Source organism: Mesorhizobium sp. M1365, assembly GCF_040317865.1.
Taxonomy (GTDB): Bacteria; Pseudomonadota; Alphaproteobacteria; order Rhizobiales; family Rhizobiaceae; genus Mesorhizobium.
The window spans coordinates 15928-34156 of record NZ_JAMYLG010000049.1 but is presented as its reverse complement, the minus strand read 5'-3'; the positions used below and the strand labels follow the sequence as shown (position 1 = coordinate 34156).

The 18229-nt window shown below is 58.7% G+C and carries 14 protein-coding genes and 2 pseudogenes; 9 read left to right on the top strand and 7 right to left on the bottom strand.

Translation table 11 applies throughout. The annotated features are described in order from the left end of the window. Both gfa and NKH04_RS29440 read left to right on the top strand, forming a co-directional pair. Nucleotides 1-469, top strand: a 469-nt coding sequence (gene gfa, locus NKH04_RS29445; protein ID WP_353045369.1) for an S-(hydroxymethyl)glutathione synthase, incomplete at its 5' end; no start/stop codon positions are given. A 735-nt stretch (nucleotides 470-1204) separates the two neighbouring features. Next, nucleotides 1205-1888, top strand: a complete 684-nt coding sequence (locus tag NKH04_RS29440; RefSeq protein ID WP_352541896.1) for a response regulator — start codon at nucleotides 1205-1207, stop codon at nucleotides 1886-1888. Nucleotides 1889-2553: 665 nt separating this feature from the next. On the opposite strand, the gene NKH04_RS29435 is transcribed toward NKH04_RS29440, so the two are convergent. The 5 genes from NKH04_RS29435 to NKH04_RS29415 all read right to left on the bottom strand — a co-directional run bounded on the left by NKH04_RS29435 (nucleotide 2554) and on the right by NKH04_RS29415 (nucleotide 9192). Next, nucleotides 2554-3894: an ATP-binding response regulator gene (locus tag NKH04_RS29435; protein ID WP_352541898.1), complete on the bottom strand. Its 1341-nt coding sequence runs from the start codon at nucleotides 3892-3894 to the stop codon at nucleotides 2554-2556. Nucleotides 3895-3904: 10 nt separating this feature from the next. Next, the gene (locus NKH04_RS29430) at nucleotides 3905-5044 is read right to left on the bottom strand and encodes an FIST N-terminal domain-containing protein (protein WP_353024000.1); all 1140 of its coding nucleotides are present in this window, start codon (nucleotides 5042-5044) and stop codon (nucleotides 3905-3907) included. A 495-nt stretch (nucleotides 5045-5539) separates the two neighbouring features. Further along, nucleotides 5540-6001 carry a phasin gene (locus tag NKH04_RS29425; RefSeq protein WP_353023998.1) on the bottom strand — a complete coding sequence of 154 codons (462 nt, stop codon included), beginning with the start codon at nucleotides 5999-6001 and terminating at the stop codon, nucleotides 5540-5542. A 456-nt stretch (nucleotides 6002-6457) separates the two neighbouring features. Continuing rightward, a complete protein-coding gene (locus NKH04_RS29420) occupies nucleotides 6458-7216 on the bottom strand; it encodes a hypothetical protein (protein WP_353023996.1) in 759 nt (252 codons plus the stop codon). 26 nt (nucleotides 7217-7242) lie between these two features. Then, nucleotides 7243-9192 (bottom strand): CHASE2 domain-containing protein, encoded by a 1950-nt coding sequence (locus tag NKH04_RS29415; RefSeq protein WP_352685636.1) that lies wholly within the window; start codon nucleotides 9190-9192, stop codon nucleotides 7243-7245. Between the two features lie 209 nt (nucleotides 9193-9401). Here NKH04_RS29415 and NKH04_RS29410 point away from each other — a divergent pair, with 209 nt between their 5' ends. After that, complete coding sequence (locus NKH04_RS29410) at nucleotides 9402-10943, top strand: caspase family protein (protein ID WP_353023995.1); 1542 nt, start codon at nucleotides 9402-9404, stop codon at nucleotides 10941-10943. Nucleotides 10944-11000: 57 nt separating this feature from the next. Here NKH04_RS29410 and NKH04_RS29405 read toward each other — a convergent pair whose 3' ends face one another. Further along, a complete protein-coding gene (locus NKH04_RS29405) occupies nucleotides 11001-11393 on the bottom strand; it encodes a hypothetical protein (RefSeq protein WP_031212493.1) in 393 nt (130 codons plus the stop codon). Between the two features lie 212 nt (nucleotides 11394-11605). Between NKH04_RS29405 and NKH04_RS29400 the strand changes: the two genes are divergently transcribed. Further along, entirely contained in the window at nucleotides 11606-12055 is a 450-nt protein-coding gene (locus NKH04_RS29400; protein WP_353045368.1) for a hypothetical protein, read from the top strand. A 1018-nt stretch (nucleotides 12056-13073) separates the two neighbouring features. Here NKH04_RS29400 and NKH04_RS29390 read toward each other — a convergent pair. Then, complete coding sequence (locus tag NKH04_RS29390) at nucleotides 13074-14750, bottom strand: winged helix-turn-helix domain-containing tetratricopeptide repeat protein (RefSeq protein WP_353045367.1); 1677 nt, start codon at nucleotides 14748-14750, stop codon at nucleotides 13074-13076. An 88-nt stretch (nucleotides 14751-14838) separates the two neighbouring features. On the opposite strand from NKH04_RS29390, the gene NKH04_RS29385 reads away from it, so the two are divergent. From NKH04_RS29385 to NKH04_RS33315, 5 genes and pseudogenes are all read left to right on the top strand, one after another. Then, the gene (locus NKH04_RS29385; protein WP_353023992.1) at nucleotides 14839-15210 is read left to right on the top strand and encodes a hypothetical protein; all 372 of its coding nucleotides are present in this window, start codon (nucleotides 14839-14841) and stop codon (nucleotides 15208-15210) included. A 108-nt stretch (nucleotides 15211-15318) separates the two neighbouring features. Beyond that, nucleotides 15319-15591, top strand: a complete 273-nt coding sequence (locus NKH04_RS29380) for a cupin domain-containing protein (RefSeq protein WP_353023990.1) — start codon at nucleotides 15319-15321, stop codon at nucleotides 15589-15591. Nucleotides 15592-16903: 1312 nt separating this feature from the next. After that, a complete protein-coding gene (locus NKH04_RS29375) occupies nucleotides 16904-17191 on the top strand; it encodes a hypothetical protein (protein WP_023679221.1) in 288 nt (95 codons plus the stop codon). A 385-nt stretch (nucleotides 17192-17576) separates the two neighbouring features. Next, nucleotides 17577-17808, top strand: a pseudogene (locus NKH04_RS29370) (type II toxin-antitoxin system Phd/YefM family antitoxin); the annotation flags it as partial. 26 nt (nucleotides 17809-17834) lie between these two features. Continuing rightward, nucleotides 17835-18192 (top strand): annotated as a pseudogene (locus NKH04_RS33315) (type II toxin-antitoxin system VapC family toxin). The last annotated feature ends 37 nt before the right edge of the window (nucleotides 18193-18229 follow it).

Here is an 18229-nt window from a genome sequence, read left to right as displayed (position 1 = left end):
CAAGGTGAAGGTCAAGGGCCAGATCGCCCACAACCATGCCTGCGGCTGCACCAAATGCTGGAAGCCGGAAGGCGCGCTGTTCTCGGTCGTGGCGGTTGCCGGTACAAACGACGTGACGGTGACCGAAAACGGCGACAAGCTGAAGATCGTCGATCCGGGCGCGCTGATCCTGCGCCATGCCTGCACCGGCTGCGGCGTCCATATGCACGGCCCGGTCGAGCGCGACCACGCGTTCAAGGGGCTGTCCTTCATCCATCCCGAACGCTTCCAGGAAGACGGCTGGTCACCGCCGGGCTTCACCGCCTTTGTCTCGTCGATCATCGAGTCCGGTGTCGATCCGAGCCGCATGGACGGCATAAGGTCACAGCTGAAGTCGATCGGGCTCGAACCTTATGATTGCCTCAATCCAGGACTGATGGACTATATCGCCACCTGGACGGCCAAGCGGTCCGGCGCGTTGCCGGCCTAACGAGTGATCAGACACTATCTTTGGGGGCTGGACGAAATCGCCCGGTCCCAGGCGTTGGAACGAACGCAGGCGAGCGCGTAGACGGACACGCTTCGTAAGTCATTGCTGACGTGCTGTCAGCCTCGGGGGGCGCTGGGCTCAACGGGAATACGCTGAAATTGGTCCAACCGGATCGTACAGCTTCAAGATCAGCGACTGCGATCAGTTGGTTCTGGCTTGGCGCGGCCCAGATCGTGGACTAGCTTGGATATCGCGGGCAAAGTCGCGCCCAAAGCGCGATGGCGGCAAGGTGGTGCTCCTTACCAGTACGATATCGAGCGCCTAGCGGGGCTTGAACGGCAGCACCATCAGCCTGCTGCGTTTTGTACAGGAAACCAGCCCGTATACCAGCGCGACCCCAGACCAGCCGATACCATCGGTGCGGCGGCGAACAAGGCGGGCGTCGGAGAAGCGTCGTGTGGCGGCCTGCAACAGTGCGAAAGCCAGCGGTCACTGGCTGTCACGCGAAGCCGGAAGTCGGTCACGACCTGTCTCCGTTTCAATGGATCCGTCGCCGGCACATTCGGTCGATTTGGGCCACCGGGCAAGGTATTGCATTTCAGAACGGCCACATCTGCCGCGTGGCGCCGCGGAAATCATGGCCACATTCTGCTTTAGCCGGCCAAGATGGCAATGTACTATTTGCCAATAAGCTGGCCATGGTTGCAGGACTATTCTAGGCCAGACCAAACCGAAATGAAGCTGATGACCGATCGCGCCAGGTTCCTGATCATTGACGACCATCCGCTGTTTCGCGAGGCGCTGCATAGTGCCGTGCAGATGGCCTATCCGGAAGTCGACACGGTGGAGGCGCGCTCGATTGCCGAGGCGCTCGAGCTTCTGACGGATGCCAAGCCGTTCGACCTGGCGCTGCTCGATCTCAGCATGCCCGACGTGCATGGGTTTGACGGGCTGCTGCAGCTCAGGACGCGTTATCCGCGCCTGCCGGTGGTCATCGTCTCCGGCTATGAGGAACCGAAGATCATTTCCGAGGCGCTGTCCTACGGTGCGGCCGGCTTCATCCCGAAATCGGCGCGCAAGAGCGACCTTGCCGCCGCCATCCGCTCGGTGATGGAAGGCGCGATCTATGTTCCCGAGACTTATGAAGGCCGGCCGCGCGACGCCGACAGCACCGACCGCGCCGAGATGGTGCAGCGCCTGGCCACGCTGACGCCGCAGCAGCTCAAGGTGCTGCAGATGCTGCGCCAGGGCCTGCTCAACAAGCAGATCGCCTACGAGCTGCAGGTCGGCGAGACCACCGTCAAGGCGCATGTCTCGGAAATCCTGCGCAAGCTCAACGTCTACAGCCGCACACAGGCGGTGATCGAGGTCTCAAAGCTCGACAATGCCGAGCTGTTTCGCGATCGGGCGGGGTTTTGAGAGGGCTCGCTAAAAAGCGCACTGTCACCCTAGTCGACAGCACTCGTGTCACCGCAATCGGACTAAGCGACGGCTCTCACGTTCCTGACACCAGCTAAGCAACCCGCGCCTCCCTAGTCCGATCAAATTCACGCGGCGATTGCTCTGCAGCAGTTAGCCGCTTTCCATCGTCCCGTAAAATGGCGGCCCCGGGTCCAACGTGAAATGCTTTAATTTTACTAAATTGCTTTTTGAATGCTCTATTAAAAGTCTTCATTAGCTCCTGAGCGGGCGGAGACCGTAGCTACGCGGCCATTTATCACAACATCTTCAGCCCATCGGCCACCAGGGGAAAAAGTTACTGTGTCCGGATTGCCAAGCTGATCTAACGAATACCGGATGCCGAAAGGCGTTTTTTATCGGCCTCACCTCAATGGGCACAGCGTGGCCAGTGACAAGAAATGATCGACCGCTGGAAGCCGATCCAGTGGTTGAATGCCCAAGAGTTGGAATTTGCATTCTATTGCTAAAAGGGTCGAATTCCATCTTGGGAAAATGACCCATGAGGATGTTTTTTGTCGAAATTTCAAGTTCTACTGCTTCCAATACGCGAAGAAGATCATCCTTTAGCGCGAAGAAGTGAATCTGCTTAATATGAATTACCGCCTAGGCACAATACGACCAGTTCAAGCCAGCAGATGTGCCAGCAACGCCCTCAGTTGCGCTGGTTTCAACGGTTTGCGCATCAGTTCGATGCCGGCGGCGCGGGCGGCGTTGGCGATTGTCTCCGAACCATCGGCGGTGACGATCAGCGCCGGCACCGCGCGGCCGAGACAATCACGGACTTTGGCGATTGTGGTGGTGCCGAGATCGCCGCCGTCGAGATGCTGGTCGGCTATGACAATATCTGGCAACCAGTCCGTATCACCAAGCATGTCGAGCGCGTCACCGGTCGAGGCGGCGGGGCGCACCAGGCATTGCCAGCGCTCGAGCAGGGAGGTCATCGCCTGCAGCACGTCGATGTCGTTCTCGACCAGCAGCACCCTTGTGCCGAACAGACCGTAGCCGCGCGGCCGCTCCATGTCGACGGTGCTGGCGATTGGATCGGCCGTGTCGCCGATCCCGACCGGAACGTCGATATGGAAAATCGTGCCATGTCCGACCTTCGACGAAAACGTGACGGGATGGCCGAGGGCCGCGGCGATGCGGCGCACGATGGCGAGCCCCAACCCCAGCCCGCCGGCGGCAAGCCCGGCATCCGTCGGGATCACGCCGCGATGGAATTCCTCGAACACCGCCTCGCGCTGGTCGTCGGGGATGCCGCAGCCGGTATCGGCGACGTCGATGCGGATCGTGTCGCCGCGATGCCTGGTGCCGACCAACACGCCGCCCGAGCGGGTATAGCGCAGTGCATTGGACAGGATGTTCTGCAGGATGCGGCGCAGCAGGGTTCGGTCCGAACGAACGAGCGCATCGACCGGCCGGAACTTCAGCGTCAGCCCCTTCATCTCCGCGACCGGCTGAAAATCCGAGCGCAGAGACGAAAACAACGTCTCCAGGCTGACATCGGTGATGTCGGGCTGCACGACGCCGGCATCGAGCTTGGAAATGTCGAGCAAGGTGCGGAGCAGGTCCTCCATCGTCTCCAGCGATCGCTCGACCTGGCGGACCAGCTTTGTGCCTTCCTCGCTGGTCTGTACTTCGGCAAGCGCCGAGACCGACAGATGCGCGGCGTTCAGCGGCTGCAGCACGTCATGGCTGGCGGCCGCCAGGAACCTGGTCTTGGACAGGTTCGCCAGCTCGGCGTTTTCCTTGGCCGCGTTCAAGTCGATGTTCGACTGCTCCAGCCGGCGCAAGGTCGAATGCAGCTCTTCGGTGCGGCTGCGCACCCGGCTCTCGAGCGAAATGGCGGTCTGGAACAGCGAAAAGGCATTGCCTTGCTGGTCCATGGAACGCTCGACGCGGCTGATCAGCGCGGCGTTGATCTTCTTCAGCCTTTCCAGGTCGTCGATGTTCCTGAGCGGCATCCCGGATTTCCTACTCCGCCGCTTCGGCCGCATTGCGTTCACCGAAGGCGATGCCGGTGAAGGTCTGGTTCAGATGCATCGAACGGTACTGTTCGCCATAGGTGCCGAAGCCGAGGACGTTGTTGACCCTGTAGAGTTCCGAAATCTCGCGATAGACTTGCCGATTGCGCGCGTCGAGCCGGCGCAGCACGCAGTCGAAACCGAGGATCAGGTCGATGCCGCCAAGCCTTTCGCTGACGTCGCTGAGCGCGGCGCGGGTCGCCTCGACCATGTCCTTAGGCTGGGCGACGGCAAGCACGACACCATCGTCGATGGCGCAGAAGAACGACAGCGAGCCGTCCGCGTGCATCTTCTGGATTGAACGGCAGTAAAATTCGCCGCCGACTTTCACCACTACCGGGTGCGAGGCAAAACTCAGTGGCGTCAGCATCTGCGCGACGACGCCGACCGAGGCGGCATATTCCTCGGCGGCAATGGTGGCGTTGAATTCGCGCACGATGCGGTGGTCGGGATCGGATGCCGTCACCACCAGCTTCTCGTCGGTGGGAACGAAATTGTCGGTCTTGAATACGTGGAAAGGAATTTCCGTGGTGATCAGCACGATGATGGCGCTGTCGGATGTCACTTTGCCGTTCGAGATCAGCCGCGTTGTCTCGAATTTCAAATCATCGCCAGCCGACCCGCCGATCAGTGGGATGTCGTCGAGCCCCCAATGGATGGCGGAGGTCACCGCTTCTTCGGCATAAGACAGGCCGTCGATCAAGCAGAGCGCGAAAGTGGTGTCGGCTCGCTCGTGCCCGAGGCGCTCGTGTAACGAACGCCTCAGCGCCTCGACTTCGCCGGTAATCCCGTCCATGCCTGATGAGGACAGATTTTCGATCATGGTGCTGGCTGCCGAAAACGATACGGAGGGAAGCAGCATAGCCAGGATCTGGCCTTCCTCCAGCCCCTTGGGCGTTATCTCACCGGCTGTCGAGCAGCCGGCATAGTGGAGCGCCGGCGCGTGGGTCTTCAGCGCTTCCGACAGGGCGACGGCCTCTATGAGGCTCTGCGAGAAAAACAGGAGGGCAAACCCGGCGTCAATGGCCGCTGCTTCCGCTGCCACCGCCCGGGCGAACGCATCCGCGTCAGATTCGTCGGTCGTGAGCACCGAAACGCCGCATGCATAGCGCGTCCGTGACTTGGCCAGCGGCTTCCTCCTCCATTTCCTCCAACGCTCTTTTTGTGCGCGTCTGGCGCGCCGGCGTCGAGGTCATTGTTGTCTTGAAGCGGTGCTTTGGCAATGAGCCAACATGATGGATTTGAAGTTTCTGCCGTTTGACGGCGTCCGCGCAGCCGCTCACAGACGAAAGGCGCATCGCACCGCCATCCGTGCAACGAAGGCCCAGCTGAATTTGCCGCAGGCGAATGTCAAGGCTCGACGTGCCAAGAATGGGGCAGGGTATCGCGCTTAGCCGTTGCCGCTTTGGACGGCCCTGGCCGGGCTCGTCGCTCGCCGCCGTCAGATTGTGCGGATGATCGCAGCCGAGAGAGCCATGCCCGCACCGCCATGGCAACGCAGGCACCAAAGAGCATCCAGCCAAAGGGAAAAAGACCGGCTGGAGAAGGTGTTGTTTCGCGGCTATTTCCGATCGCTTAGACTCAATTAGGCGACTTTGAGATCTTTCATCGCCTTTTCAACGACATCCTTGATCGGCCTCGATACATCTTCGGCAGCCTTGGTCGTCACGGCCTGAAATTCCTTGGCCTGCTCGACGGTCTTGTCGAGCTGCGTGCGCAAGAAGGCAGTCTGCAGTTCGATGAACTCGGACGGCGACTTCACGGCAACCAGGGCTTCGAGGTGCGAGAAGCCGGCTTCGGCATTGGCGCGCAGAGCAGCAATTGTCTTCAGCGACAACTCGTTGCCGACGGTCTTGGCGGTTTCGAAGCTCGACTGCAGAGCCTTCTGGGTCGTCTCGGTGCCTGACGCAAATTTCGCATAGGCTTCTTTCGACTGCTCGACGCCCTTTTCGGCGACAGCGCGGACCTGGTCGGCAGCCTTCGACGCGTCGAAGGTGGGGAATGCGGTATTTTCAACGGTGTCAGCGGTCTTGGCCACAGTTTCCATCCTTTCCGGTGGACGGCCTTTCACAAAAGCCGTCTCGTTCATTTACGAAACTGACGTTACGGCATTTATAGTGCATTGCAACATTTTTGTGCGACGCACCATCCCTCTTCGAGCATTCCGAGGGGGCATGCGGAGGGTCGGTGGCATCTCGAGATCGCCGGTTCTGCAGGAAGAACTCTTCTGGACGGACCACCTGATCCAGCATAGCCTCGCAACAGAGCACGACGTTTTGCCACCTGCGTATCTACTTCAGCCGCTATTCGGCAACCGTCCAAGTCTACGTCAACGAAAGCGTTAAATCGTGCGCCGCAAACTTTCAGTGGGCGTACCCGCTGGGCACAAGGCGATCGCTTTCCTTAGCGCGCCGTCGAGAAGTTGCCTCGATATGGCGGTGGTTGACGCGAAGGCGCGCCTCTACCGCTTCCAGTGCGCCGTGAAGTGACCACCCCTGGTGGTCTATCGGTTAGCCAAGTTCCGGATCAGTGCGGATGCCTGAAGAAGACAACCGCTTCCTATCATCCAGGCATACAGTCCCACATGATCCGACGGGCTGAAGCCGGTGGGCAAATGCACGATAGGCATTCGAAACGACTTATCGTCGATCACCAACCCAACGGATCGAAGATCCGGTGGCACGTTTCCGGGAATTGCCAAAATTGGGGTATCCTTGTCCCAGACCAAGCTTGTCGCCAGCGACTCTTCATTATAGGCAACCGAAACATCCGCCCTGTGCCCCGGTGGGCGCCAAAGCTCCAGTTTGAGGTCATAAACGCAGCCTGTCAGACCATTTTCGACCGGCACCATCCAAGGTTCCAAGGTGGCGGCCGTCGTGTCGGAAACGCCACGAGATCCACCTATGGTTTGGAGCTGACCAGCGGCATTCCCCAATAGATCCGAAATCGCAGTCAAACTCGAAGAAGCGCCTGCCGCCCCGTTAGACGTTGATCCAGAATCCGATGCGTCGTCAGTCACCACAATATCCGCAGGTCCCGGCAACGCAGTGACCGAGCCATCGTCACCCATCAAAGTGACAGTCGATCCACCCTCGATATGCACGAGGTCGCCCAGTCTGAACAGTTTGCCGAGCTGAGGGCTGTCCGCGGGAGGATCGACAGCGACAACGACATACTCGCTGGCCGCAGGAGCGCTCGAGCAGGAACCAACTGCTGCGATGGCCGCAGCCAGTAGGAAAATGATTTTGGGTTGCCGATACATGACGCACGTTCAACCATACGCTTGTTTTACTTGCCTTCAAGATAGATCCTATCGCCAGCCTCACCCTGCTTCAGTCTCCCAAGGTGATAAGCAACGAGGCCATCGTTGGGATATTGAATGGCCAGCGATGCAAAGGCAGCAGCGGCAGTCTTGTCGCGCGCGGACATCAGCAAGTAAGCTTGCGAGTAAGCCTCCACCATCTCGCGATTCATACGCCCGTCTTCCAGCAACTCGAAGGCTGAGATCCACTCAGTCTTGCCTTTCAGACACAACACACCGGACGGCCGAAGCAGGTAGTCATCGGAAGAGTTCGCCACCTCCTCGCTGATGCAGTTCACGGTACCTAGAAACTTGTTCGCGCCTTCGAGCCTGGCAGCGGTGTTCACCGTATCGCCCATGGCCGTGTAGTTGAAGAATCGATTGCCCCCAAAATTTCCGACAACTGCAGGTCCTCGATGGACGCCGATACGAGTGACGCCAACGTCATGGCCTCTAGACTTTAGATCTGTCCGAAATCTTCGAGACATCGCGACGGTAGCAAGCGTTAGTTTTAGCGCCCTTTCGGCTTGGTCCTCCTGCACACCCGGTGCGCCAAAAAAACCAATGACTGCATCGCCTATTAGTTTGTCTATCGTGGCGCCATGTTCAATGAAGAGACCACAAACCGCCTCGAGGTATTCATTCAGAACCGTAGCAAATACCTCTGGTTCCGTCCGTTCGCCCAAACTGGTGAATCCCTCAAGGTCGGTGAACACGCACGTTATCAAGCGTTCGGATCCGCCGAGGCGCAGCGACGCCGGCTTGCTGACTAGCTCTGCCACGACTGCCGGGCTGAGATACTGCGAGAACGCGTTCTGGACGAAACGCCTTTCTTTCGAGTCCCGGTGCCATGCCAGAATGGCGACGAATCCGGAGAGCCCTAGCAGCAGCATCGACGGCGCGACCATAGGTAACAGAATTCCGGCCTTGGCAAACGCGGTTGCTTCTAAGATCAAAACCAAAACGACTGCGCCGATGATGACCACAGGTTTCACCAACACTGATATGCGGAGCCAAGCGACCCAGATGCAGAGCGCCGTCGCGAGAACGAAGGGCGCAAACGCCGCCACCGCCTCTGGCGTAATGATTTTGTCGCCCTTGATCAGTCTCGCCAGCGCATTGGCATGAATAACGACACCCGGCAGCGCTCCGGCAACAGAGCCGTTCAGCACGGCAAAGGGGGTTGCATGACGATCCTGCAGCGGGAGGTCAACGCCGATCAAAACGAACTTCCCGGCGAACCAGGCCGGGGGCGCGAAAGCGGCGGCGTGTGCCGGATATATTGTCCATCGTGCCGGATGAATGCCTGTAGCCCGATAGTAGACCATCTTCTCCGCAGCTTGCGATGCCGATATGCCGGCGGTCTGCGCAAGCGCTGACGCAAAGCTAGGTTGCCAGTTGCCATTCACCACGCGCCCGGGAAATTCTTCCCGCACAACCCCGTCGACCCTATCATGAGACAGGGCGGCCAGTCCGCGGATGGCGCTTGGCGCGAAGCGACTAAGATACGACAGTTGCTTGTCGGTAAGGTCGTCCCCGTGTGATGCAGATGCGACAATTACCGGACTTTCGGCCGCCTCGATAACCTCAGCTAGGCGCCGATCCTTTTCCGCCTCGGTTGGCTGATCGAAAAGCAAGTCGATGCCTATTGTTCTCGGATGAGCCTTATCGATTCTCTGCACGAGGTCGGCCAAGGCACCCCGATCCAGCGGCGATCTATAGGGAAACCTTTCCAATGTCTGCTCTGTGATCGTTACGATCACGATGTCTGTCGGGGGCGCGACGAAGGGCGAGATGGTCGTCATCAAGACGTCGCGCAGCAGTTTCTCGCCTGAGGGAGAGAATGTGGCAATGCAGGCGCCCAGAATGAAAAAGAATCCGAGCGAGGCGAGAAGGCGCCCTTTTTGAACCATTCCGATCGGCGTGAAGACGGCCAAGCTGCGTGCAATTCGTTTCGGTGTCTATCGGCGTGAATCTATACAGCATAGACCGCTGACGAACTGTGGGCTAGCGGTGGGCCCTTCGCTAGATCCGCTGGACTTGACACTGCGAAGCACCGGGCTCAGTCTCGCAAGACTGCTCCGGTTTTATCCTGTCCATCGACTGGTGAATCCGCTGCATGAGCTGAGACTAAGGATATACAGCCATGATGGCGCTTCGCTTCGCCATTGCGCTTCTTCTAGTTTCGCTGAGCGCCCAAGCGTGGGCAGAACGGCGCGTCGCGCTGGTCATCGGTAATTCTGCCTATAGATACGCGGTTCCACTTTCCAATCCAAAAAATGATGCGGTGGATATGACCGCAAAACTGCAGGCGTTGGGCTTTGAGGTGGTTGCAGGCGAGGACCTCGATCTGAGCGGGATGCGCGGCACGGTTCGAGATTTCATCGGCAAGCTGGATGGTGCCGACATGGCGCTTCTCTTCTATGCCGGCCATGGCGTCCAGGTGAACGGCACCAACTACATGGCTCCCGTTGATGCGCGGCTATCCACATATAACGACCTCGACTTCGAAGCCGTGCCCATGGACCTCGTCTTGTCGGCCATGGAGCGAACCACGAAGGTCAACCTGGTATTTTTGGATGCTTGCCGGGACAGTCCTTTCTCACAGAACCTTGGGCGCTCGATGGGTACGCGATCAGGGTCGGTCGGTCGGGGCTTGGCAAAGCTAGGCACGGGCGTTGGATCGCTCATAGCCTTTGCAACGCAGCCCGGGAACGTTGCGCTGGACGGCGAGGGAAGGAACTCGCCGTTCACATCTGCGCTGCTGAAGAATCTTGGTACGCCTGGCCAGGACATCTCCCGAGACCTCATCAACGTCCGTAGGGATGTGCTTGAAGCAACCGACGGCAAGCAAGTGCCATGGGACAACTCCTCGCTGACGGGCGACGTCATTTTGCAACCGTTGTCCGGAAACACCGCTGTCACGGCGGGTGCGAAAGGAGGGGACGTAGAAGTCGCCTATTGGGAGACCATCAAGGAAAAAACGGACAAGCGCTTCTTTGAGGCCTATCTCAGACAGTATCCAAGCGGCGCCTTTGCGGCGTTAGCCAGCTTGAAGATCGACGAGATCGAACAGGCAGCAACAGATCGTGGCAAAGCCCCCTCGATTTCCATCGCGGGCGTGGCGGTTGCAGAAGCTCATCCTGATTTAGATGTGACGCAAGCTTTGGCTGATCCGCGCGCGTTGACAAAGGCAACGCAAACAGAGCTAACGCGAGTCGGCTGCCTTGTCGGACAGGCAGACGGCAAATGGGGACCGGGAAGTCGGAAAGCTCTTCAAGCCTTTGCCGAGCAGCGGGGATTGAAGCTTGCCAGCCTGGAGCCGACGAAAGAGGTGTTGCGCGCAATCAAGAATATGCCAGAACGTGTCTGCGCTCCGGTCAAGGTAAAGGCTTTTGATGGCGCGTGGGCACTGACGCGGCGCGCAGGTAATTCCGCCTGCGATTACACTGAACAGTCAACGACAATCTTTATCGATGGAACGGAAATTTCCGCGATGGTGCCTTTGGCCGGAACAATCACCGCCGACGGGGCATTCGACATCTATTTAAGTTTCGTCGATGACGATGGTGCGCCAAGGCAAAACCATATCATCGGCAGGCTTCAAGGTGCGAAAGGCAGCGGTGAGTTTTCTCGAGTCGGAGGCGAGTGTGCAGGTGTCGTAAGACTTGACAAGCGTACTGAATAGGGCCGGCATTTGCGGGTCCGTGCAAACGCCGACCAAACCATTCGGACGTGGTCCGTCTCATTGAACCAACGTTGAAGTCGCGTGGACTTTGCCGTCGTCGCGTACCTCGTAAAATTTGTCGTTGTCAATGTAGATAAGATGACAAACTGGTTTACCTTGGTCTTGTGAACAGGCCTTGTCGCCGTCGAAAGTCAATGGAACTTTGACCTTTATCTTAGTTTTGTTGTTCACCAAAGCTTCGCCAATGATCTGTTTTTTCTTCCAGTTCCAGACAAGAGTGGCAGTTATGGCAGCTCCAGCGTCGTATATAATTACATTTACCTTTTTTCCATTAGCAAAAGTCTTAAATTCTTCCATCGATGCTTTCTTCGCGCTACTTGGTAGATCCTCGGCCCAAGCGGACATAGCAAGTGAAAACGTAGCTGCGACAACAAGCGATAACAGTTTCATCCTATCCTCCCCATCCCCCGCCGGTTTGACTGAAATGTCTATATATTCTTAAGCGAGGAGACTGAAAATTATCATGATAACAAGCTTTCAAGAAGCGGAAATCAGCGCGTCCTAGATGTCGTTGGGGACATTTGCTCAAGTTGAGCGAAGCCGCACATTCTAGCATGTTCCCTAGGATTTGCGCTTAAGCCAACGCGTTTTCGGTGTTTACAATGCGCAGACCGCCCGAGCGTGTGATGCGTGGTGTTTGGATTGCGAGCCTCTTTGCACTTACCGCCGCCTATCTTGCCGACCAAGCGGGCCTTGAGGGCATCGTCTCGAAGCGCGCCGACAGCCCGTATCGAAGCGGCCCGACGACGAATTGGCTGAAGACGAAGAGCTTCACAGTCCAGGAATACGAACTATTGGGCGTCGAGCGCAAGCCAGGCAAGGCGGCATTCGCCTTGCTGGCGAAGCCCGGTACCGGAAAATATGCCGGTTCGGCTTTCATCACCTTGAACCAGGAGATGCGCGAACGGCTGTGGAAGCGTGTCCAAGAGCACGCCGGGCCACCCCCGAAGGCCGGCGACCATGGGTCAGGCCGGGCTGAAAGCCCACGTCAAGCATCTACGGGGCGAGTTCGGATTTCGCCACGCCTCACTGCAGGATTCAGAGAGGAGTGATACCTCCAGCGAACACGGCACGAATTAGCCGGCAAACCGCGGCGGGCGGGTGCCTCGGGGACAAGATGGTAGATTGCTAATGCGTTTGCGGGTGTGGCCTTAAGTCGCAAACTATTGGCTTCAGAAGCAGGGCGTCGGGCTTCATTGACGGTGCTGCCAACACCATATGGTGATCCATAGCCTCCCAAACGAGAGAAGCTCGCCCTGACGGGTCGCACTGCGGCCGTCACCCGGCAATTGCTACGAACTAGGAAACCATCATGCCTGAAAATATCAGACTAACTTCGAGAGATGTCCCCCTCATTCAGCTAGGCCTCTATCAATGCCGCTTCCCGGTGAGCGAAGACCCGTCAGTACCCGGTGGTTATCGTTTTTGTGCTGGGCCAACTTCGCCGGATCGCGTCTACTGCGATCACCACCACAACATTGTGACTGCCGTGGACCCTCGTCGAGCCCGTTCGGGTCTCCACCTCGCTCAACGACGCGCCGCGTAAGTCTGACTGGCGCCGGCCTCCCGGCCAGGCGCTATGCGCTCCAATGGCTACGACCTTTCCGTCGGCTCGGTCTGGCCCATCCTCCCTTATGCCGTCGTCGCCGATGTATCCCCCCGTCGCCCGATTGAGAACGACGACTTCTCGCCGAAGCGATCGCTTCGTAGCCCGACTGGAAGCTCAGTGAGCTTTTGTAGAGGTCGAGGGTCCAATCCAACGTCTGGACTCCACTGGAGTGCCTGCACTCGAGAGCGATTGGCTCTACGGCAGCCGATAAGGACCAAATGCGCCATCTGCGTAGTTCGAGGCATCGCGATGAACGGCAGCCATCGGGCCCGTCCCAGAAGTTGGGGTGCGAGCGCACTATGGCGCAAGTCGGCCCCATTGCCGACTTTCCCGCACCCAATATTCCTTGCGAAGGATGATCCCGCTTTGAGGGCAACCAGCGCCCACAACACACAACACAAAGGCTTCAACGGTTTTTTTGCGGACCAATTGGCTTCTGCCGGGCCGCATAGGGTCGGCCGTCACTCCGGCAAGCCCGCGAACCGCATGTGTTCGATCCAGCGGTCGAGGCTTCCGGGGGCGGTCCATAGCTTCTCCCATTCCCTGCGTTCTTTGCGGATAGATTCGCCGGGCGAGTCTTTGAGGACAACCGCGAGCGCTTCCTTTGCCTCCCGCTCGTTTCCCAGACAGGCGTGGATCCCCGCAAGCATTCGGTGTGCGCCGCTTGGGATTCTGGACATTTTCCGCATCTCCGCCAGCGCAGCCCTGCAATCGCTCTTTTCCCAGAGCGCCCAGCCCATCTGCCAGTGGAACCAGTCGGGGTAGAAGGGATCGATGCCTTTGGCCTGCTCGATCCGATCGATCGCTTCGTCCGTACGGCCCACATAGAGCAGCAGATCCGTACTGTGGACGAGGATATCCGAATTGCTGGGATTCAGGGCTATCGCCTGATCGAACCGGGCAAGGGCCTGCTCGATCTCGCCGGCTTCGGTATGGATTTGGGCGCGGACATTATGCGCCTCGGCGTCGTCCGGAGCGAGCAAGATGGCCTTGTCGGCGTATTCGGCGGCGCGCTTTAACGCCTCGTCATGGTTATGTTCCTGCTCGTGCCACCCGAATACCGCGTCATTGCGATAGGACCAGGCCAGCCCGATATAGCCGAACTGGGAGTTCGGATCCGCTTCGATCGCCTTAAGGTTCAGCTGCCGAAACAGCTGGTTCCTCGCGGCAGAGAAATCCTCTTGGATCTCGGCAATTGCCATCAGGTGATAGTGGAGCGCGCTGACCCGGGCGGCGTCGCTCGTTGGCAGGGGGCGTTCGATCCTATGCCCGACCCGATCCGCAAGCGTGCGGATGATCACCTCCTGGACGACGAAAAGATCGCCAATCTCCCGGTCGTAGCTGTTGGCCCAGAGATTCGATCCGTCATGCGCATTCAGCAACTGGGCGGTCACTTTCAGCCGGCCTCCGATCTTCTGCTGGCTGCCTTCGAGCAGGTAGTCGACGCCGAGTTCATCTCCGATCTGCCTGGTCTCGACCGGCTGGTCCCGGTACCTGAAGCTCGAGTTCCGGGCGATGACGGCATAAGTCTTGCTCCACGATAGCTCGGTGATGATCCCCTCGGCGACGGCATCGCTGAGATATCCCTTGTCCTCACCGATACTGAAGTCGTCGAAGGGAAGGATCGCAATCCTCGGCATGTCGCTCGAAGGAACTGGAGCGGCTCGCCATATTTCCGCGCAGTAGTATGCGCCGATCGCTGCCGCGACGAGAACGATTGCAGCAAGAACGAAACTGCGTCGCGGGGATCGCGCCTGCGAAGGTTCCGTGCCGGCTGCGGCGTTTGGGTCCGCCGCGTTCGATGGATCGGCATTCAGCCGGTAGCCTCGCTTGGGGAAGGTTTCCACGATCACGTGCGCGTCGTCCCCCAACGCGCGGCGCATGTCGGCAATGCATTGAGTGAGGCTGTCGTCGGTCACGAAGGTATCGGGCCAAACCGCCAGCATCAGCGCATCCTTGGACACGATCTCGCCCGGTCGCGCCGCGAGCACCGAGAGCACCTCGGCGGACTGGCTGCGAAGATTGACCGCTTTGCCTTCGACGGTTCGGAGTTCTTTGCTTTTCGTCAGGAAGGCAAAACCGCGAAACGTGATCGTTTCAGCAGATTTCAGGTCAATTTCAGGGGCCGTTCGGGACATTTCACCTTCCTGGCGCGCTTCCTAGTTTAGCCCATTCGGCCTTCGCCTCCAAGCGATCCCAGCAGCACCGGATGAAACGGAGGACGACATGAATCGCACCAAGCTCATCATCGCTCTCGCTCTTCTTTTGGCAACGCAAACGGCTGCAAAACCGGATTCCAGCATCGCGAGATTCTGTGGTCCTGACCATGTCAACGAGGTTGCCTCAGACGACGTCCGTCCCAACTCCGGCGGTTATTGTATCGCCAGCCTTAAGTCGATGGATAACCAGGCCATGTTCACCGCCATCGCTGTCACAATCCTTCTGACCAACCAGGGGGAGCTAATCAGGCTCCCCGACGTGAAACCCATGACCTCCATGGCGGAGTGCAGAGCTTGGACCCATCAACAGGAGTTCATGCGCGTACTCCCCGGCTATCTCGCCACCTTCCATTACTGCGACAACGCCTCAGAACCATGATTTTGCAAGGCCTGGCTGTTCACGCTCGGACCGAAGGATGGCACCACTCCTGCCGGGACCAAGGTCGTCGAGATCGGGCCCGTTCCGCCGATCAGTGCGAGCGAGTATTTGCTGCGCGTCAACCGTGCCGGTGGAGCGCCCGGTGCCAAGACGCCGATCCATACACATCCGGGACCGGAGGCCTTCTATGTGCTGGGCGGCAAGCTCGGCCAAAGAACGCCCCACGGCGTGAGCTATGCCGAAGCCGGCACGACCATGGTCGGACACGGGGTCGACAAGCCGATGGAGGTGTTCAGCGCCGGCACAACCGCTGTTGATGAGCTGGCCATCTTCGTGGTGGACGCCAATCGGCCGTTCTCGTCGCCGGCCAGCCTCGACTGAGGCGACGTTTCGCAGGGTGGCGCGCATGTTTGGTACGAACTGAGGCGGCACCCCAGCGAAGATCCGCAAGATTCGGGAAATTTGGATTTTCGCTTACACGCATCATCGAAGCCGTCGGGCGGCACTGGGCGCGGCGCTATCCGCATCTCAGCCGCAGCTCGCGCGTGGCTCCCGGATCATATCGAGTCCGGCGGGACAAGAAAACAGTTCTCATGCTCTTGGGTCGGATGGAGGCAAATATGATAGTCGCCGTCCTGCGACGGAATCTCATCACCATATGGGATGAAATATCGCTGTTGCCGCGTGATCTTCCGATGATCCCCGGGCCTCAGGATCACAACCCAGCCACCGGGACGAACATGAACCGCGCCGTTTGGGATTCGCTGACACTCGCCACGTTCGGCGTCGCCGTGACAGCAGGCCAGCGGATAGCTCCACCCTGACGGGGCATCATGCGCCCTCGAGGGAACCAAAAACCCTAGCGACGAAAGGGCCGCAAGGACGACCGCGGCAGTGGCTCGGCGCCGCGCTGTTCCCTTTTCCGGTTGCCGCTTCGGCCACATGTTGAAGTGACTATATGCCTGCTAATTAGCACTAGCTAATAAAAAGATGCTGACGCGTCATCTTATGCACCCGTTCTTGCGTTCCGTTTCGGCATGCTGTCTACCCGGTTCTATCCCGGTAGTGTGTCTCAGTTTGAAATTTCGCGTTCGCTTCGTTACGCCGCTTCCTGCCTTTGCGTGACAACTGCGTCATCCAGCGGGCAGTGCAAGTAAAGCGCCACATCACGACCGATGCGGAATCCGTCAAAGGCGTGCGAAACTTCGTAGGAGCAAGGTCTTCGCGAGTGCCGGGCAGGGGATATTTGTCACCACCGCCTCTCGTTCTCGAAAGTACCGAGGAAGGCCCGAGAGACGAAGTCAAAGCTGCACCTGGAGCTGATCGACGGAGAGCAGTTGCTTGAGATGCTTTACACAACCAGCGCGCCGAAGCCTGCCTTGCCTCCGCCGCAGGTCAAACTCGACCAGGAATGGCGGGACGTCCATGGCCCGGGTCATTCTCGCACTCGAATTTTACTGATTACATGAGCGGATGGCCCCGTTGGGGGAGCCGCAGACGCGCTCGGCCGAAAGTGTCTGCATTTGGTCTGAGATCGATCGGGTCGAAGCCAATTTCCACCTGCTGCGCTTCACGCTGTTGCAAGACATTCAAATTTGAGCTTCCGCACTCATGCTTTGTCGAGAGTATCTCCGTAAGTTTTAGCCGTTCTGAATCGCCGTCGGCGACGATGACGACAAAATAGGAGAACGCAATGGCTCGCAATCACGTTGAACGTCTTGGAGAGTTTAGGGAAATCTTGGTCGCGACGCGGCGCGAAGGAGTCCGTAACGTGCACCATACTCGCGACGCAATGCGGGCAAGTGGCTTTCAGATCGGGGACAGCGACGGCTCCAGCTACGGAGCCGAGCTGAAGGTGCTCCAAGAGGAAATTGAGGCAGTCGATCGCGCCATCGAAGACGAGAAACGGTTGGCCCTGGCCCTCGAGAGCGCGGCTCAATCCCGCCGACCGACTAAGCCGAGAATCGTGAAGGGAACATAGAGTCAGGTAAGGCCCTTTGCGCCCGTCGCGTCGATCGTCTTCGGTACAGTGTCGGGCTCGTCGCCGCCGTGGCGCAGCGCCCTAAAAGCGGACGTTTCGCTTTCGGCCCCTAGCGCAACGCAGAGCATCTGCTCGGCAAAAATCGCTCCTGTGAACTCCGACGTCGCATGCCGGACCAACAGGTTCGGCCAACATCAGGTGTGACGCAGTCCCAACAAACATGCAGTTCAGACAATCGATTACGCGTCTTTGTTGAAGTCGTGCCATGTGGCCGATCCGAAAGGATCGGCCGCATCCGGCATCCTTCACCTTCACTGACTGAAACACGCTTAAAAAAATCGGGCCCGAGTAGACTAAGTTTCATGGACTAAGTCAGAGGCCCGCAATGCGCACCGTCAATATCCACGAGGCCAAGACATCTGTCTCGTCTTGTCGACAGGGCGGCCAAAGGCGAATCCTTCATTATCGCGAAATCCGGCAAGCCGATGGTCAAGGTCATTGCCATAGCCGCACCTGCGGCCGGCGAAATGCGTCGGGTGGGGTTTATGGCCGGGCGGTTTTCAGTTCCGCACGATTTTGATCGCATGGCCGATGACGAAATCGAGAAGCTGTTTGGCGGCCACTTCTTCTCGATACCCATCTTCTGCTCTGGGCGGCGGGCGAGCCCGAAAAGCCTCCGCGTGCCGCCCTCGCTGAGATCGAGAATGCCGACAACCACTTGACGTTCAGCGCCGCAAGTCTCTGGGAGATTGCCTTTAAACGCGGTCTGGGCCGCCCTGACGTCAGGGTCGGTGCGCGTCTTTTGTGTCGGGCCTGATGGACAATGTCTATCATGAGCTGCCAATCATCGGCGAGCATGCCATCGCGGTGGATGGGCTCCCACCATCCACAAGGCCCTCTTCGATCGGATCCTGATTGCTCAATCGATTGTGGAAGGCATTACTTTGCTGACCGTCGACGATCTGGTCGCGCAGTATCCTGGGCCCGTCCGTCGTCTCTGATCAAGCGGACCCCAAGCCCCTCGGTAGGGTAGTCCAG

Coding starts and splice junctions, on each gene's coding strand:
- NKH04_RS29435 (WP_352541898.1), bottom strand. CDS start 3,894: ATGCCGCTCAGGAACATCGACGACCTGGAAAGGCTGAAGAAGATCAAC.
- NKH04_RS29420 (WP_353023996.1), bottom strand. CDS start 7,216: ATGTATCGGCAACCCAAAATCATTTTCCTACTGGCTGCGGCCATCGCA.
- NKH04_RS29440 (WP_352541896.1), top strand. CDS start 1,205: ATGAAGCTGATGACCGATCGCGCCAGGTTCCTGATCATTGACGACCAT.
- NKH04_RS29400 (WP_353045368.1), top strand. CDS start 11,606: ATGCGCAGACCGCCCGAGCGTGTGATGCGTGGTGTTTGGATTGCGAGC.
- NKH04_RS29410 (WP_353023995.1), top strand. CDS start 9,402: ATGATGGCGCTTCGCTTCGCCATTGCGCTTCTTCTAGTTTCGCTGAGC.
- NKH04_RS29405 (WP_031212493.1), bottom strand. CDS start 11,393: ATGAAACTGTTATCGCTTGTTGTCGCAGCTACGTTTTCACTTGCTATG.
- NKH04_RS29375 (WP_023679221.1), top strand. CDS start 16,904: ATGGCTCGCAATCACGTTGAACGTCTTGGAGAGTTTAGGGAAATCTTG.
- NKH04_RS29425 (WP_353023998.1), bottom strand. CDS start 6,001: ATGGAAACTGTGGCCAAGACCGCTGACACCGTTGAAAATACCGCATTC.
- NKH04_RS29385 (WP_353023992.1), top strand. CDS start 14,839: ATGAATCGCACCAAGCTCATCATCGCTCTCGCTCTTCTTTTGGCAACG.
- NKH04_RS29390 (WP_353045367.1), bottom strand. CDS start 14,750: ATGTCCCGAACGGCCCCTGAAATTGACCTGAAATCTGCTGAAACGATC.